This is a genomic window from Pseudomonas donghuensis, from assembly GCF_000696345.2.
In the GTDB taxonomy this organism is placed as follows: domain Bacteria; phylum Pseudomonadota; class Gammaproteobacteria; order Pseudomonadales; family Pseudomonadaceae; genus Aquipseudomonas; species Aquipseudomonas donghuensis.
Genome location: NZ_CP071706.1, coordinates 2,421,734 through 2,437,912, shown reverse-complemented (window position 1 = coordinate 2,437,912; position 16,179 = coordinate 2,421,734). Strand labels below are relative to the sequence as shown.

16 protein-coding genes are annotated in these 16,179 nt (G+C 63.3%); 9 read left to right on the top strand and 7 right to left on the bottom strand.

Going from position 1 to position 16,179, the window contains the following annotated elements; translation table 11 throughout:
• The first annotated feature begins 61 nt into the window (after positions 1 to 61).
• The 3 genes from BV82_RS11345 (at position 62) to BV82_RS11335 (ending at position 1,970) form a co-directional block, all read left to right on the top strand.
• On the top strand, positions 62 to 1,114 hold the full coding sequence (locus BV82_RS11345) for a hypothetical protein (RefSeq protein WP_036996077.1): 1,053 nt from the start codon (positions 62 to 64) through the stop codon (positions 1,112 to 1,114).
• The gene (locus BV82_RS11340; protein ID WP_036996078.1) at positions 1,111 to 1,512 is read left to right on the top strand and encodes a hypothetical protein; all 402 of its coding nucleotides are present in this window, start codon (positions 1,111 to 1,113) and stop codon (positions 1,510 to 1,512) included. Before BV82_RS11345 ends, BV82_RS11340 begins: the two co-directional genes overlap by 4 nt.
• A gap of 65 nt (positions 1,513 to 1,577) precedes the next feature.
• Complete coding sequence (locus tag BV82_RS11335) at positions 1,578 to 1,970, top strand: GFA family protein (RefSeq protein WP_036996079.1); 393 nt, start codon at positions 1,578 to 1,580, stop codon at positions 1,968 to 1,970.
• Here the strand turns inward: BV82_RS11335 and BV82_RS11330 are convergent.
• On the bottom strand, positions 1,967 to 2,470 hold the full coding sequence (locus BV82_RS11330; protein WP_036996080.1) for a GNAT family N-acetyltransferase: 504 nt from the start codon (positions 2,468 to 2,470) through the stop codon (positions 1,967 to 1,969). The genes BV82_RS11335 and BV82_RS11330 overlap by 4 nt on opposite strands.
• A 95-nt stretch (positions 2,471 to 2,565) precedes the next feature.
• Between BV82_RS11330 and BV82_RS11325 the strand changes: the two genes are divergently transcribed.
• Entirely contained in the window at positions 2,566 to 3,594 is a 1,029-nt protein-coding gene (locus BV82_RS11325; RefSeq protein ID WP_036996081.1) for a DUF1176 domain-containing protein, read from the top strand.
• 1 nt (position 3,595) lies between these two features.
• On the opposite strand, the gene BV82_RS11320 is transcribed toward BV82_RS11325, so the two are convergent.
• Positions 3,596 to 4,525, bottom strand: coding sequence for a LysR family transcriptional regulator (locus tag BV82_RS11320; RefSeq protein ID WP_036996082.1), 930 nt, complete (start codon positions 4,523 to 4,525; stop codon positions 3,596 to 3,598).
• Between the two features lie 140 nt (positions 4,526 to 4,665).
• Here BV82_RS11320 and BV82_RS11315 point away from each other — a divergent pair, with 140 nt between their 5' ends.
• Both BV82_RS11315 and BV82_RS11310 read left to right on the top strand, forming a co-directional pair.
• Positions 4,666 to 5,793 carry an alkene reductase gene (locus tag BV82_RS11315; protein WP_010225614.1) on the top strand — a complete coding sequence of 376 codons (1,128 nt, stop codon included), beginning with the start codon at positions 4,666 to 4,668 and terminating at the stop codon, positions 5,791 to 5,793.
• Between the two features lie 112 nt (positions 5,794 to 5,905).
• Complete coding sequence (locus BV82_RS11310) at positions 5,906 to 8,323, top strand: TonB-dependent receptor (protein WP_036996084.1); 2,418 nt, start codon at positions 5,906 to 5,908, stop codon at positions 8,321 to 8,323.
• 137 nt (positions 8,324 to 8,460) lie between these two features.
• Here BV82_RS11310 and BV82_RS11305 read toward each other — a convergent pair whose 3' ends face one another.
• Complete coding sequence (locus tag BV82_RS11305) at positions 8,461 to 8,940, bottom strand: VOC family protein (protein ID WP_036996085.1); 480 nt, start codon at positions 8,938 to 8,940, stop codon at positions 8,461 to 8,463.
• A gap of 78 nt (positions 8,941 to 9,018) precedes the next feature.
• Between BV82_RS11305 and BV82_RS11300 the strand changes: the two genes are divergently transcribed.
• Positions 9,019 to 9,360, top strand: a complete 342-nt coding sequence (locus BV82_RS11300) for a hypothetical protein (RefSeq protein WP_036996086.1) — start codon at positions 9,019 to 9,021, stop codon at positions 9,358 to 9,360.
• A 21-nt stretch (positions 9,361 to 9,381) separates the two neighbouring features.
• Here the strand turns inward: BV82_RS11300 and BV82_RS11295 are convergent, their stop codons facing one another.
• Genes BV82_RS11295 through BV82_RS11285 form a run of 3 tightly spaced genes read right to left on the bottom strand, consistent with a single transcriptional unit; the run spans position 9,382 to position 14,176 of the window.
• Complete coding sequence (locus BV82_RS11295; protein ID WP_010225608.1) at positions 9,382 to 10,746, bottom strand: TolC family protein; 1,365 nt, start codon at positions 10,744 to 10,746, stop codon at positions 9,382 to 9,384.
• On the bottom strand, positions 10,743 to 12,878 hold the full coding sequence (locus BV82_RS11290; protein WP_420831751.1) for a peptidase domain-containing ABC transporter: 2,136 nt from the start codon (positions 12,876 to 12,878) through the stop codon (positions 10,743 to 10,745). The genes BV82_RS11295 and BV82_RS11290 overlap by 4 nt, the downstream gene beginning before the upstream one ends.
• Before the next feature lie 44 nt (positions 12,879 to 12,922).
• Positions 12,923 to 14,176: an HlyD family secretion protein gene (locus BV82_RS11285; protein ID WP_036996088.1), complete on the bottom strand. Its 1,254-nt coding sequence runs from the start codon at positions 14,174 to 14,176 to the stop codon at positions 12,923 to 12,925.
• A gap of 284 nt (positions 14,177 to 14,460) precedes the next feature.
• Here BV82_RS11285 and BV82_RS11280 point away from each other — a divergent pair, with 284 nt between their 5' ends.
• Positions 14,461 to 14,679, top strand: a complete 219-nt coding sequence (locus BV82_RS11280; RefSeq protein ID WP_010225604.1) for a hypothetical protein — start codon at positions 14,461 to 14,463, stop codon at positions 14,677 to 14,679.
• 115 nt (positions 14,680 to 14,794) lie between these two features.
• Here the strand turns inward: BV82_RS11280 and BV82_RS11275 are convergent, their stop codons facing one another.
• A complete protein-coding gene (locus tag BV82_RS11275; protein ID WP_162835463.1) occupies positions 14,795 to 14,968 on the bottom strand; it encodes a hypothetical protein in 174 nt (57 codons plus the stop codon).
• 141 nt (positions 14,969 to 15,109) lie between these two features.
• Between BV82_RS11275 and BV82_RS11270 the strand changes: the two genes are divergently transcribed.
• Complete coding sequence (locus BV82_RS11270) at positions 15,110 to 16,141, top strand: DUF1176 domain-containing protein (protein WP_081839681.1); 1,032 nt, start codon at positions 15,110 to 15,112, stop codon at positions 16,139 to 16,141.
• The last annotated feature ends 38 nt before the right edge of the window (positions 16,142 to 16,179 follow it).

Sequence of the window (16,179 nt, the reverse complement as noted above, 5' to 3'; positions counted from 1 at the left end):
GTGCGTTATGCCGCTAGCGTTGGTGCTAGGTTCCGGGCCTCATTGCCCAAGGAACCTGCGCATGACAAGGATGCCGCCCTCAACTGCTTCTCCAGCCCCCTCGATAACCTCTACCTCCGAATCGCTGCAGCCCGGCTTCTACATCGTGCCGCGCAGCATGACTAGCGGTCAGGTAGTGGCATTGCTTACTACTGCACATGGACCGCAATTGATCGCCCGGCTGCAGCGGCTTAACCCGACCTTTGCCAGCGGCTTCAAGGCAGGCGAAATCTTCGTCATTGGCGACCCGGACATCGACAGTGCCTGCACGCGCGAAGAAGCCCAACTAATGAATTCAGCAGCCCAGGTACGCGAAAGCCTGGCCTTGCTCACTTCCCATGAAGCAGACTTCATGATGCGCAACCTGCCCGAAATCGCCGGCATGCTGGGCACCGCAAGTCTATCGATGGGTATTGGCAAAGATATGCTGGAGAAGGGCTTGAGACAGATAGAAGGTACATTGCGCAGTATCGAACAATTACACCAGCGTGAGTTCAATCGCCGTGGCAGGTTGAATAGTCCAGCGTTCTTCAATGCCCGGCGCGCGCTCTTCCAGCAGCTTGATGCACAGTTGAGGAGTATCTTTCTTAAGAAGCATCTCAGCCTTGGTAGCCACGAGAGCTTACGCAAGAACCTGGGGATTTCCACCCGCAGTCTGGTTCACCACTGGAGCCGCGCTGGTGGAGCTGGACAGATTCCTGGCTACGCTACGCATCTGGAACAGGTGGCAAAGACCGCCAAGTATCTCAAGTATGGTGGCTATGTTGGAGTTGGACTGGGTGGAACTGCATCCTGGTTGAAGGTGCAGAAAGCGTGTCAAGCTGGAGCGACTGAGGAATGCAGGAAAATCCGTTTTACCGAGACCGGCAGCTTCACGGGCGGACTTGGAGGCGGGTTGGCTGGCGCATACGCAGGTGGCAGAGCCGCCGCTTCGGTATGCGTAAGCTTCGGACCGCACGGCGGCGCCGTTTGCGGCATAGTTCTGGTAGGCATTGGCACTTATGTGGGAAGCGTGGTTGGCAACACCTCCGGTGATCTTGCGGGAGAGCTATTCTACAACTGGACAGGCCCATGACTATTGACCCTCGCTCATGGCCTCCGGAAGTACAAATAGTGCTAATCCTTGGCCCGTGGATCATCATGTTGACTGGGATCGTGATGAGCGCATGCATCGCAAATGGCCGAAATTTCGAGAGGTCACTTGCAGCGCTGCAAAACAGCACCTGGCTTGAGCAGCAAATTCGCGTTTGGGGGACGTCAAGCCTGATCTCCCGTTGGGTGCTTATCGGGATGATCAGTGGCTTGCTGGCCTATCCGCAAAAACATATACGCCAAGGCCAACTCGATGCAACGCAACTGCACAACTTCCCCAGGCAGCTCAGGCGCCGTTTGCTTGTTTCCGGCAGGCTGATCTTTATTGGGTTCATGCTGATGATCATGAGTGTCGGGTTGTACAAAATCTGCGAAGCCTAGCCCGCGAGGTGTCCAGTACAACCAGCGCCCACACCATGCCCTGAACACACAACAGGAGACGCACCATGGACCACTTCACCGGCGGTTGCCTGTGCGGCAACGTGCGCTTTGCAGCCTCGGGACGCCCCTACCGGGTCGGCCTTTGTCACTGCCTGGACTGCCGCAAGCACCATGGCGCGCTGTTTCACGCCTCGGCGATATTCCCCGAACACGCGGTCACCCTCGAGGGCGAAACCCGTGACTACGCCGGGCGCCATTTTTGCCCCCGTTGCGGCTCGTCGGTGTTCGCCCGCTCAGGCGATGAAGTCGAAGTGAACCTCGGCTCGCTGGATGCCCCGGACCTGCTCACGCCCACCTACGAAAGCTGGACCATCCGCCGCGAGTCCTGGCTGCCGCCCTTCCCGCTCAGCAGGCACTATGAACGGGATCGCGACCCTTCAGGGCGCTTCGAGGATTAAGCGCTCAGCTGTCGCTGCATCCCCTGCGACATCAGGCTGGAACCCTCGCGCAGTGGCTCCGGCGCGCCAATCGGCTGAAAGCCATGGGCCTGGTACAAACGCATCGCCGGGCTATCGGCGAGGGTCACGCCCAGGCCAACCCGGCGCACCGCAACGCTGGTAGCCCAGTCCAATGCCGCCTTGAGCAAGGCACCGCCGGCGCCCAGGCCGCGCGCCGCCGGGTCGACCCACATCTGATAGATGTCAGCCACACCCGGCTCGGCGGCGGACAATTTGCACCAGACCAGCCCGCATACCACGTCGCCATTAACCGCGAAAAACGCCCGGTCGTTGCCACTGGCATGGGCCGCCGCAATCCGCGCCGCCCAGTTTTCATCGGTTCGTTGCGACTCTGCTGCGAAGGTGCTGCCAAACGCATCCGGCGCATCCTGCAATGCCTGCAGGCGCAGGTCGCGGTAGGTTGGCCATTCATGGGGTAAAACGGGACGGATGGAGATCACAAGGCTTCCTGCACTGATTGTCCCTAAACAGCTGCCAGACTACCACCAAGGTGCGATCATGCCGACCTTCACCGACACCGCAGGATCAATGCACGATGCTTTCAGCAAGATGGACCTGGCTGGCCCTTACCCTGTTACCCGCCCTGACCCAAGCCGCAACACCGGAACCGGTGCCACTGACCCGGGTGTTCCAGGACTGGCGGGTGGCCTGCGACAACACCCGTCGCTGCACTGCGGTGTCGGGCAGCACCGACAACCCGGGGATGGGCCTGTACATCGTTCGCGAAGCCGGCGCCAAAGGCAGCACCCGGGTCAGTGCGATCAGCTACGACGACGTCGCCCTGCGTTACGAATTTCACCTCGATGGCCACCCCACCGAACCCTGGAAATACGGCTCGAAGGGCCGTGAGTACTATTATCTGGAAAACGACGCCGCCGTTGAGAAGCTGCGCGAGCTGCGCAACAGCGACACCCTGAGTTCCAACAGCAACTTTGGCGAACGCCGGGTATCGCTGCAGGGCTTGAGCGCCGCCCTATTGCTGATGGATTCGGTGCAAGGGCGCATCGGCCACCCCAGCGCATTCGTGCGCCCCGGCTACCAGCCGGACAGCCGCGTGCCGCCGGCCCCGGCCACTCCCAAACTGCCGCGTTTCACCCTGGCACCGGCCTTGAACGAGGCCGAGCAACAGGCCATCGGCGACTACATGATCGCCTTGAGCAAAGACGAACTGAGCGCTGCGCCCCATCAAAACTGGCAGGCCCAGGCCGAGGTCTACCCCCTGGACCCGGCTCACGCCCTGGTGCGCCTGCGCTATGGCTGTGCCGAGGACGGCTGCAACCACAGCCTCTACCGCGTCTCGCGCACGGCGCCTTACCAGGCGACGCCGCTTGAGCTCAAAGCGGCCCCCGAGGCTGATTTTGCCCCTGACCTGTACGGGTTGATCAGCTTCAACCCGGTCAGCGGCCAGTTGAAGATTTTCCGCGAGATGGGCAAGGACTGCGGCGATAGCTCGATCTGGCAATACGACGGTACGGCCATGCAGCTCAAGGACCGCCGGACCATGTGGCGCTGCGACAGCATCAACGAGGACTATTGGCCAGTGACCTGGCGCGCCAAGGGTTGACTCAAGCGCCCAGGTCATCCCAATACGGCGGCGTGCCGATGGCGTCGAGAAAGTAGTCCCACACCCGCCGCACCTTCTGCGAGCGCAGGCGGTTTTCCGGTGACAGCAGGTGGATCTGGCTCGGCGTCGCCTCCACGGCGCCTTCCCAGTCGGGCAGCAGTTGCACCAGAGCCTTGCTGGTAAAGCTGTGCTTGCTGAACAGCCAGGACGGAAAGAACACGATGCCCCGTCCGGCCAGGGCCGCCTCGACCAGCACCTGGGCATTGTTGCTGCGCAGCGGCCCGTGCACGTCGACCACTTCAACGGTATCGCTGCCCGGGCGGCGCAAGTGCCAGCGCTGCGCCCCGCCGGTGCCTTTGTAGACCAGGCAGCAATGCTGGCGAAGGTCCTGCGCGGACGTCGGCTGGCCATATCTGTGCAGGTAATCGGGGCTTGCGCACAGCACATACCGCTGGGTGCAGATCTGCCGCCCGATCAATCCAGAATCCTCCAGGTGGCCGACGCGGAAGGTGATGTCGGCGCCCTCCTGCACCGGGTCGATATAGGCATCGGTGGCCGTCAGTTCAACGGTCAGCTCCGGGTACTGCTCATGCAAGCCATTGAGCAGCCGGACGATGTGCAAATGGGCGAAGGCCACCGGCGCGTTGATCCGCACCAGGCCGCGAATGTCGCCGGCCTTGCCGCTGATCGATTCGTCGGCGGCATCCAGCAGCTCCAGCACTTCGCGAATCTGCAGGTAATAGCGCTCGCCGGCGTCAGTCAACTTGACCGCACGGGTGTTGCGGTACAGCAACTGCTGCCCGACCTCGCGCTCGAGCGCGGCGATGAAGCGTGACACCGATGAGGCCGGCACCTGAAAGTGCCGGGCGGTGGCGGAGAAGCTGCCGGTTACCGCCACCATGGCGAAAAAGCGGTGGGCCTTGAGGTGCATGGGCAGCTCCTGCAACGGGAAATCCGCCCAGTATAGGCGCACATATTGCTGTTACAGCAATAGTGTTTTGCCATTTGCCTCGATTGTAGCTGTTTTCGCAAGACCCTAGGATGGCGCCATTCCACCGAGAGGCCCCACTCATGAATGACCTGTTTGCCCCTTATGACCTCGGCTCGCTGCAACTGAGCAACCGTTTCGTCATGGCGCCCATGACTCGCTCACGCGCCCCCGAAGACATCGCCACCGAACAGATCGCCCTGCATTACACCCAACGCGGCACCGCCGGTTTGATCGTCTCCGAAGGCACGCCAATTTCCCGCGAAGGCCAGGGTTACCTGTTCAACCCGGGCATTTTCACCGAGCAGCAAGTCCAGGGCTGGAAGCTGGTGACCGACTCGGTGCACAGCGTCGGCGGCAAGATCTTTGCCCAGCTGTGGCATGTCGGCCGGGTATCGCACACCTCGATCCAGCGCGATGGCCAGGCCCCGGTCAGCGCCACCAGCAAGGTCGCCCAGGGCGCGATTGCCTTCGGCTATACCGACAGCGGCGAGCCCGGTTTTGTCCCGACCTCGACACCGCGCCCGCTGAACACTGAAGAAGTCGGCCGGGTAGTCGAAGACTTCGCCCAGGCCGCCGCCAACGCCGTTGCCGCAGGCTTTGACGGCGTGGAAATCCACGGCGCCAACGGTTACTTGATCGAGCAGTTCCTCAACCCGCTGGTCAACGATCGCAGCGACCGTTACGCCGCAGACACCCTGGAAAACCGCCTGCGCTTCGTTTTTGAGGTGGTCGATGCCGTCGTCAGGCGCATCGGCGCCGACAAGGTCGGCATCCGCATCTCGCCGTACGGCCAGCTGTTCGACATGCCAATCTACGCGCAAATCGACGAGACCTACTCGGCCCTCTGCGCCGGCATGGGTCAACGCGGCATCGCCTATGTGCATGTGATGGACCAGACCCACTTCTTCCTCGCCAGCGAAGGCGCGGTGGCCCAGGAGCAGGCACTGCGTGAGCTGCTGGCGCAGTGCAAGGCGCAACTGGGCCAGACCGCGCTGATCCTGGCCGGGGACATGACCTTGGAGCGTGCCCAGGACCTGGTGGACGCAGGCTTGATCGACCTGGCGGGCTTTGGCCAGCCGTTCATCGCCAACCCCGACCTGGTTGCCCGCCTGAAAAACGGCTGGCCGTTGACCGCGCCGGATCGCGACACCTACTACGGTGGCGGCGCCAAGGGTTACCTGGACTACGCCCCGTACGTCCCGGCCTGATCAGCGAGCAGACCCGCCGTCGTCATGCGTGGCATGATTTGCGAAAAGCCCTGTCCCCTTTTGTTCGCTCGCTTGTCATCAAGGGCATGTGAACCCAAAAGAGAGCGCAACAATGCCCGCACTGACACGCCACCGAACGCGCCTGGCGTCTTCGTTTTCGTCCCCGACCCTGTGCCTGATGCTGGGCCTGGCGTCGCTGGCCCCGCTGTGCGCGCTGGCCGACAGCGCCACCCGCAGCTACCAGGTGCCGGCTGGCGACCTGGGCGCGGCGCTGACCCGTTTTGCCGCCCAGGCCGGGGTCAGCCTGTCGGTGGACCCGGCCCTGGTCAATGGCCAGCGCAGTGCCGGCTTGAGCGGCAGTTTCAGCGTCGATGAAGGGTTTGCCCGGCTGCTGCAGGGCTCGGGCCTGCAATTGCAACCGGTGGCGGCAGGCGCCTATACCCTGGTGCCGGCACCGCAACGCGGCGACGCCGTGGAAATCGCCCCGACCAGCATCCTCGGTGCCCACAGCGGCGCTGACGACGATGGCCAACGCTATGCCGGTGGCCAGGTCGCCCGCCGTGGCTCGCAAGGCTTGCTCGGCTCGCGCGACTTCATGGAAGCCCCCTTCAGCATGACCACCTACACCCGCGAGGCGATCAAGGGCCAGCAGGCGCGGACCCTCGGCGACCTGATCGCCAGCGATCCGTCGGTGCGCGCCACCAACCCGGCTGGCGGGCGCTTCGAGCAGTTCACCATTCGCGGCTTCAGCCTGTTCAACAGCGATGTCGCCTACAACGGCCTGTATGGCATCCTGCCGACCTACTCCATCGACATGGAAATGGCCGACCGCGTCGACATCATCAAAGGCCCCAGCCAGCTGATCAACGGCATCTCGCCACGCGGCAGCGTCGGCGGCGGCATCAACGTGGTGCCCAAGCGCGCCAGCGACAAACCGATCACCGAGTTTACCGGCAGCTACGCCTCAGGCAGCCAGGTCGGCGGCGCCGTGGACATCGGCCGGCGTTTTGGTGAGGACGGCAAGTTCGGCCTGCGCTTCAACGGCGTCAAGCAATCGGGCGACACCGAATGGGACCAGCAGAGCGTCGACCGCGAGATGGCCGTGCTCGGCCTGGACTTTCGCGGCGAGCGGCTGCGCCTGTCCACCGATATCGGCCATACCGAACGCAACACCGATGCGCCCCAGGAGCGGGTGATCGTCGGCGCCAATGCCAAGGTTCCGGATGCCGAGGAGGTGCGACGCAACTACGCCCAGGCCTGGAGCAAGGCGCGCACCAACGATACCTTCGGCGCGGTGAACGCCGAATTCGATATCAACGACTCGCTGATGGCCTACGGCGCCGTCGGCGCGCGCAAGAGCAACCACGACTTCCTCCGCCACAACGTGCCGGTCTCCAACGATGCCGGTGACTTCAGCGTCCAGCCGCGCGACTTCACCCGCGACGAGAACGTGCGCACCGCCACCGCCGGCCTGCGCAACTGGTTCGAAACCGGCCCGGTGAGCCACGAGGTCAACCTCGCCGCCAACGACTTCTACATGGATTTCGAGAACGGCGGCGGGCGTTATGCGGCGCGCCCGAGCAACCTCTACAACCCGCGCCCTACCCCTACTCCCGGCCCCCTGCTGCGCTCGGACCCCAAGGTCTATACCGAGAACCGCTTCAGCGGCGTGGCGCTGTCCGACACCCTGGGCTTTTTCGACCAGCGCCTGCTGCTGACCCTCGGCGCGCGCTGGCAGCGGGTCCAGGTCGATGACTGGAGCGATGGCATCAAGGGCGACACCGCCTATGACGAAGAGAAGGTCTCGCCCTCGGGCGGCATCCTGTTCAAGCTCACCGACCAGCTCTCGCTGTATGCCAACTACATGGAAGGCCTGAGCCAGGGCAAGATCGCCCCGTCGACCTCGATCAACGAAGACCAGATCTTTGCACCGTTCATCAGCCGCCAGGTGGAGGTGGGTGCCAAGTATGACCTGGGCAGCTTCGCCCTGACCGCCAGCGCCTTTCGCATCAAGCAGCCGGCTTACGAGACCAATGCCAGCACCCGGGTGTTCGGGCCCAACGGCAAGCGCGAAAACAAAGGCGTCGAGCTCAATGTGTTTGGCGAACCGCTCAAGGGCTTTCGCCTGCTGGGTGGGGTGATGTACATCGACAGCGAACTGACCGACACCGTCGGCGGCAGCTTCGACGGCAACCGCGCCCCGGCAACGCCGGAGTACAACGTCAGCCTGGGCGCCGAGTATGACGTGCCTGCCCTCGCCGGCCTGACCCTGACGGCCCGCGGCCTGCATTCCAGCTCGCAATACCTGGACCAGGCCAACAGCAAGCAGATCGACGGCTGGGAGCGCTACGACCTCGGTGCACGCTATGCCTTCAAGGTCGATGACAAGGACATCACCCTGCGCGCCAGTGTCGAGAACGTGCTGGATGACCGCTACTGGGCCTCGGCGGGCGCCTCCGATGACAGCGAAGCGGGGTTGACCTTGTCGACGCCGCGCACCTACCTGGTGTCAGCGACCTTGGGTTTCTGAGGGCACAGCGGTTAGCTGCAATAGGATCCTTGTGGGAGCTGGCTTGCCAGCGATGAGGCCAGTCCAGTCAATACATCAAGTGCTGACCGGACTACGACCGCTGCGCGCTCGATCGCTGGCAAGCCAGCTCCCACAGTTCAACCCCTGACCGCCGCCTCAATCGCCGCAATATCAATCTTGCGCATCCCCATCATCGCCTCGAAGGCGCGCTTGGCCGCAGCACGGTCTGGGCTGGTCACCGCCTCGACCAGCACCCGTGGCGAGATCTGCCACGACAGCCCCCACTTGTCCTTGCACCAGCCGCAGGCGCTTTCCTGGCCGCCATTGCCGACAATGGCACTCCACAAGCGATCGGTTTCGGCCTGGTCTTCTGTCGCGACCTGGAACGAGAACGCCTCGTTATGCTGGAACATCGGCCCGCCGTTCAACCCCACGCAGGGGATGCCCAACACGGTAAACTCCACGGTCAGCACATCCCCCTCCTTGCCTGAGGGAAAGTCGCCCGGCGCCCGATGCACTGCACCGACCTTGCTGTCGGGGAAGGTTTGCGCGTAAAAGGTCGCAGCCTCCAGCGCGGTGCCGTCGTACCAGAGGCAGATGGTTGTTTTATTGCTCATCCTGGTTCTCCACGGTTGGTGAATGGCAGGTTGATTCTAGTCATGAAGACAGCGCACATACGTGAGGATTTATACAGCATGACCAGAATCAGCATTGCCTGCGCCTCACCCACCCGTGACCTGGAAATCGCCGTGTTTTTGCATCAACGGCTGAACATGTCGATCAGCGGCGCCCGCAAGCTGTTGGCCCTCGGCGCGCAGGGCTTTTTCTATAGTGCTGACCTTTACGGCAATGACCATCTGCAGCGCGACAGCGACATTCGCGACATCCTGGCCTTCTTCCAGCAAAAACAGCTGGCGCTGCTGTTGGTGGAAACCGACGAAGGCCAGGCGCTGCCTGTAGAGGATCTTGAGCAATATTCAATACCCGAAGAGTACCTGCTGAACGCGCTGGATGCCTGCCGAGGGCGTTACCACTAGCGGCTTCATGCACCGCCAAGCTCACAACGCGCCATTCAACTGCCCCAGATCCGCTGCCAGTTGCAACCGGGCGGTGTACCAGTTGACCAGCGACTCCACGCGCCGCTGCTCGGCGATGGCCAGATCGTTCTGTGCCCTGAGCAGCTCGATGATGCTGCCCACCCCGGCCTTGTAACGCCCCAATGCCACCTGATGGGATTGCCCGGCGCTGGCGACAAAACTACGGCTGATCGCCAGCGCCCGGGTGCGCGCATCCAGAGCCTGGCGGCTCTTCCAGACGTTGAGGGCGACCGTGCGCTCGGCCTGCTCCACCGCCTGCTCGCGGGCACCGGCTTCGTAGTCGGCGGCACGGGCACGACGACGGCTAAGAAAGCCATCGAAGAGCGGCACGGTGATCTGCACCCCGACACTCCAGGTCTCGATCTGCTGGCGCGTCGACACCTGGTCGATCGGTGTGTCCTCCTGCTGGTAGCTGCTGAACAGCGACACCTTCGGGCGCCCCTCGGCACGCGCTTGATCTGCCTTGGCGCGGGTGGCGGACCACTCGGCGCGAGCCTTTTCGATGGCCGGGTGCAGGGCCCTGGCTTGCGCCATCAAGGCATCGACGCTGGCCATGAACTCGCCCTCCTGCCCCGCTGGCTCGTTCAAGGCCGTAAGCTTCAGCGGCGCCGAGGGTGACAGCCCGAGCGCGCTGGCCAGGGCCCCCTGGGCCGCCGCGTATTCACCCTCGGCCAGCACCCGTTCGAGCTGCGCCTGCTCATGGGTGGTCTGGGCCTGCAAGCGGTCGGTCTGCTCGCCGGCCCCGGCCTGGTATTTGGCCGTGGCCGCCTTGAGGCTGTTGGCCGCCAGCGATTCGGCGCTGCGCTTGGCCTCGAGCAACGCGGCGTTGGCCTGGACCTGGTAGAAGGCTTTGCTGGTGTCAAGCACCGTTGCCTGGATTTTTTCCACGCGACTGCTGGCGGCGGCATTCAACAACTGGCGGGCCCCCTCCACTTTCGCCGCCCGCAGGCCAAAGTCATACAGCACCCAGCTCAGGTTCACGCCATAGCTGTTGGTGCGGGTGTTCAAGGTTGAGTCCGCTTCGGGAAAGTTGTCATAGCGTGTCTTGCGGCTCGCCCGCCCGCTGCTGAGCTGGGCTTGTGCGGTCGGCCAGTACGCCGAGTGCTCGGCATCGAGGTTGGCCTGGCTGCTCAGCTGCGACAGCCAGGCTTCGCGCACCTCAGGATCGGCGCACAGGGCAATGGCGACTGCCGTGGACAACCCCAGCGGCTCGTCCAGTTGCACGCGACCGGGGCAGGCATCAAGCGGTTCGGCGGCCCAGCCCGGCGCAGCCAGGCTGGCTGCCAGCAACCCTGCCAGACACAGGCTGAGCAGGTGCCGGTTCATGACGACGACGCCGCACCGCGGATAATCTCGCCCGACTCGGCTGGCGCGTGCTCATCCGTCTCGATCAGCGGGCCGTCATAGACCACCCGGCCGTTGTCGAGCGCCAGCACCCGGCGCGCCGAGCGGATGGTATCGGGGCGATGAGCGACAATGATGCGGGTGATGTTCAGCGCTTGCAGCGCCTGGTTGACCGCCGCCTCCCTGGCGATGTCGAGGTGGCTGGTGGCTTCATCGAGAAACAGCAGCTTGGGCCGCCGGTACAGGGCCCGCGCCAGCAAGATTCGTTGCTTCTGCCCACCCGACAGTACCGTGCCCATGTCGCCCACCAGGGTGTTGTAGGCCATGGGCATCTGCGCGATGTCATCATGCACCGCAGCCATGCGCGCACACTGCTCGACCCAGCGCGGGTTGGCTTCGGCACTGAAAAAACTGATGTTGTCGGCAATCGAGCCGGCGAACAGCACATCGTCCTGCAACACCGTGGCGCTGATCCGCCGCAGGCGGTCCAGGTTATGGCTATCGATGGCAACGCCGTCGAGCAACACGCTGCCGCTGCTGGGCGTGAGGATGCCGAGCATGACGTTGAGCAAGGTGGTCTTGCCGCCGCCCGAGGGGCCGACAATCGCCAGTGAATCCCCGGCCTCGATGCGCACCGACACCTCATCCAGCACATAGGGTTCATGCTCGCCGTAGCGGAACTTGAGCTGGCGTACTTCAAGGCTCGGTACACACTCATCGGCGTCGCTGTCGCCGGCGGCCGGGAACTGCCTGTGTTCGGGTACCTGCAGCAGGATATCGGCCAGGCGCTCGCCATGCAGGCGCAGCATCAGCACATCGACCAGCTTGTCGATCAGCCCGGCCACACGGCTGTTGAACTGCTCCTTGTAAGCGTTGAAAGCGATAAGCATCCCGGCGCTGAACTGGCCCTCGAGCACCAGCCTTGCGCCGAGCCAGATCACCAGCAACGTCACCAGGCCAAACAACAGGCCGTTGAAGGCGCGATAGGCCAACTCCAGTTTCTGCGGGCGCAGGCCGGCGTTGATTTCCTCGACCAGCAAGCTGCCCCAGGTGCTGGCGCGCTGCTCCTGATGGCCGAACAACTTGATGGTGCGCACCCCGCGCATGCTTTCCAGAAAGTAGCTCTGCTGCCGGGCGGCGTGTACCAGTTGCTCTTCGCTGGCGCGGCGCAACGGGCCGAACCAGGCCCAGCGCGCCAGTGCATAGATGACCATGGCCAGCAGGGCGATCAGCGCCAGCAGCGGGCTGTAGGCGAACATCAGGCCCAGGGTCACCAGGGTCATCAGGCCATCGAGCAAGGCCTCGACAAACGAGGTGGTCAGGGTGTGCTGGATCGATTTAAGCGAGCCGAAGCGCGACACAATATCGCCCAGGTGGCGACGCTCGAAAAAGGCCACGGGCAAGCGCACCAGGTGGCTGAATACATTGATCTGCCATTGGCTGCTGAGCAGGGTGCCCAGGTACATCAAGGCCCAGGAGCGGGCCAGTGCCAGGGTTTGCTGCATCAGCAGCAGCAAGCCAAAACCGATCGCCAGGACCGCCAGCAGGTCGAGGTCGGCGCTGACCAGCACCTTGTCGATCACCGTTTGCAAAAAAAACGGGCTGAGCACAATACACAGCTCCAGCGCCGCCGCCAGCAACAGCACATGGCTCAGCACCCCGGCAAAGCCTTGCACCCGGCCCAGCAGCTGGCGCAAACGCAGCGGTGGGTTGGCCGGCCCCGGCTGGAAGTCGCCCTGAGGCCACAGCTCCAGGGCCACGCCGGTGAACGCCGTCGAAACTTCATCGAACGACAGTTTGCACACCCCGCGTCCCGGGTCGTGCACGGTTACCCCGCGCGGCCCGACCTCCTTGAGCACCACGAAGTGGTTGAAGTTCCAGTGCAGCACACAGGGCAATCGCAACTGCCCCAGCGCTTGCAGCTCCAGGCGCAACGGCCGGCTGGCCAGGCCCAACTGAGCGGCCATGGCCATCAGTTGCTTGAGGGTTGCGCCCTTCATTGACGGCGACAGCTTCTGGCGCAGCGAAAACAGGTCGTGGTGCTGGCCATGGTAACCGGCGATCATCGCCAGGCAGGCCTGGCCGCACTCGGCGGCTTCGGCCTGGAGCACCATGGGCAGCTTGCGACCGATGCCGAAGGCCAGCGATTGGCGAATATTCAAAGGCGTTTCCCTATGCCGCGCAGGGGTTCAAGCAGCCACTCATAGAGAGGCATGTTCTCCTGCAGGATGTCTGCGTCCAGTTGCATGCCCGAGCGCAAGCGCTCGTTCAATCCGCGCCCGAGCATGCTTTGTTGTTCGAGGGTGACCCTGACCCGGTACAACGGGCCCTGTTCGCGCTGCTGCTCGGAGACGCCGCCCACGGACATGATTTCATCGGCCGGCAGCGCACTGCGCGACACCGACGCCACAGTGCCGCGGGCCAGGCCAAAATGCTGATAGGGATAAGCCTGATAACGCAGCAGTACCGCATCCCCAGGGCGCACGAAGCCCACCGAGCGGCTGGGCACATAGAGTTCGGCATACAGCTGGGCATCCTTGGGCACGATGCTCAGCAACGGCCTGTTACTGTCGGCGCGGGTGCCATTGACCACGCCAATGGCCGTCACTTCGCCACTGGCCGGCGCGGTAATCACCACCTGGCGTTTGACTTCGCTTTCCAGCAGGCTGCCCTGGCTCTGCGACAAGCGCCGCTCAAGCTCAGCCAATTGCTTGCCCTGGTTGAACGGCAACTCGGCAAGCTCGGCGCGCAACGTCGCAATATCGTTGCGCAACGACAACAATGAACGGCTCAGTTCCTCGCTGCGCAGGCGCACTTCTAGCACCGCATCCTGCTTTTCCTGAAGCTGGTCGCGGGACACGTAGTCCTGGCGCTGCAGGTCGGCGTAGCGTGCGGCGATGCCCTGAGCCAGGCCCAGGCGCTGGCGGCTGATGTCCATCTGGGTGACGACTTTGTGCTGCTCGCTTTCCAGCACGGCCAGGCGCCGTCGCTTGCCCTCCAGCTCTTGCAGGTGCAGCGCCCGGGTAGTGGCGATCTCCTCGGCAAGGCTATCGTTACGGCGCTTGATCAAACGGCTGATGGCGACCTGCGCGCCACCGGCCTCGGCATACAGGTCACTGCCTAGTGCCATCAATGTCGCGCCCGCCTCGACGGTCTGCCCCTCGACTGCGGCCAGGCCTTGCACCACCCCCGCCTGCGGCGCAAACACCTTGATCAGGCCCCCCTGGGGTACCAGCACACCGGTCACGGTGGCGCGGCGGGTGTAGCTGGCGCAGGTCAGAAACACGATCAACAGCACGCTGAACAGCAGCGCAGCAAGTGCCGCCCAGCGCAGGGGCACGGGCGCCACCAGCAGCACACTGCCCAACTCCTTGTCACGCCGTGCGTGCACGGCTTCGCTCCTGAATAACATGCCAATCCATGACCCGGCGGATAACGTTAATCACACTGAACAGACTGTTCACCTGAGTCCGTAGCAGCATAACGGCGGGTTAATCCGCAGGCACTAGCACACTTGTACTATTGCACGTGAGCCCGTGGCATTACTAACTTGGCCGGGGATCGAAACAGCGAACAACTGTAATTAAAACTGTGATCGGTCTCTCATTTTTAAAATGAGTAATACGCTGCGCCCAGGCCCTCTCCTGGGGGGATCAACCTAGGACGAACCCACTGTATCAACGAGGTAACTATCTCATGACCCATGCACAAAACATCGACATGACCACCGCCACGCCAGCCGCCCTGCGGGTGCTGGACGATCAGGAAGTAGACCAGGTAAGCGGCGGATTTTCCGTCAGCGCAGGCTCCTGGACACTGACCGGTGGTTCCTACAACTTCGGCGCTGGCGCCGGTTACCGCTTTGACTTGTACAGGGGCGGTGCGCACCAGGGCAGCTATACCCTGTGCAAATAAACGCGGCACTTAGATGAGTTGGTTGTAAGTAAAGGGCCATTGCGGCCCTTTACTTAATATAAAACTCAACCGTGTGAGCAGGCTTGCCCCGCGATCTTTTACACCTGCCACAACATCAATTACCGTCCGCCACCTTGCGCTCGATTTCAGCGATCTTGCGGCTGAGCTCTTCGGCGGCGTCTGCCTGGGTACGATGGGTGGTCGGGGTGATCGGCCGGTTGGCAGGGTCGTTGTCTTCAGCAGGCTTGTCCGTCTCGTTGGCGGGCTTGTCGCGGTCATTGCTGTTCATTGCAGTTACCTCCCGTGTCATACCCTTTGGATAGCACAGCAGCCTCGGAGTTCTCATCGGCAACGGCTTGAAGTTGGCCTGGCTTCTGCGATGATGCCCGGCCAAAACGCACGTTCGCTTACCCCGCAGGATTGAACCACAATGGTTGACGCAAGATGGAACTGGCTGCCCTTGATGCTCCTGCCGGCCCTGGCCCTGGCCGCGCCGGAACCGGAACAGGAGCCGGTGCTCAAGCAGTTCAAGGAATGGGTTGTGGGCTGCGACAACACCCGGCGCTGTACCGCCGTTTCCCGTAGCGTCGACCAGGGCGTGGGCCTTGAGCTTGTGCGCGAAGCCGGGGCCGAAGGTTCCACCGCCTTGACCCTGTTCACCGACGCCAGTGTCGACCTGGGCGCCAGGCTGCTGATCGACGGCGGCCCGGCGCCAGCGGGATTTCGGCCAGGCTCGCAGGGGCAGATGCGTTATCACGCAAAAGGTGACGTCGCCGTGAGGTTGCTGCGCCAACTGCGCAACGGCCAGACCCTGTCATTGGACACTACCAACGGCCAGCACCCGGTATCGCTGCAGGGCCTGAGTGCCTCCTTGCTGTTTATCGACTCAGTGCAGGGACGCATCGGTCACCCCAGCGCTTTCGTAAACCCCGGCACGCGACCCGACAGCCAGTTGCCGCCAGCACCGCCGACACCCACCCTCGCCCCCTTCACACCGGCGCCAGGGGTGAGCGATGGTGAGCAGAAGGCCATCGCCGACGCAGTCATTGCCATCACCCGGCATGAATGGAGTGAACCTGAGTATGACAACTGGCAAGCCGAAGCCGAGGTCTCGGCCCTGGACGCGACCCATGTGCTGGTAGGCCTGCGCTACGGCTGTGCGGCCCAGGGCTGCATGTACAGCTATTACCGCGCCTTGCGAACCGCGCCCTATCAACCCACCTCGCTGCACATCTCGGTTCCCAAGCATGATGTGCTGGGCGGCGAGATGTATGGCTTTTTCAAGTTCGACCCGGCCCGCGGCGAGCTGACCCAGTTGCAGCCGGGAGGGCGCTACTGCGGCGCGAATGCAACCTGGCGCTATGACGGAGCCGTGATGCAGCTCAAGTCATTTAGCCGGATGAGCTGGTGCGACAGTGTGGATACCGCCCATTGGCCGCAGATCTGGCGTACCAAGGGATAGCGCCAGGCATACAGCTTGGCGCAGGCATTTGGTACACT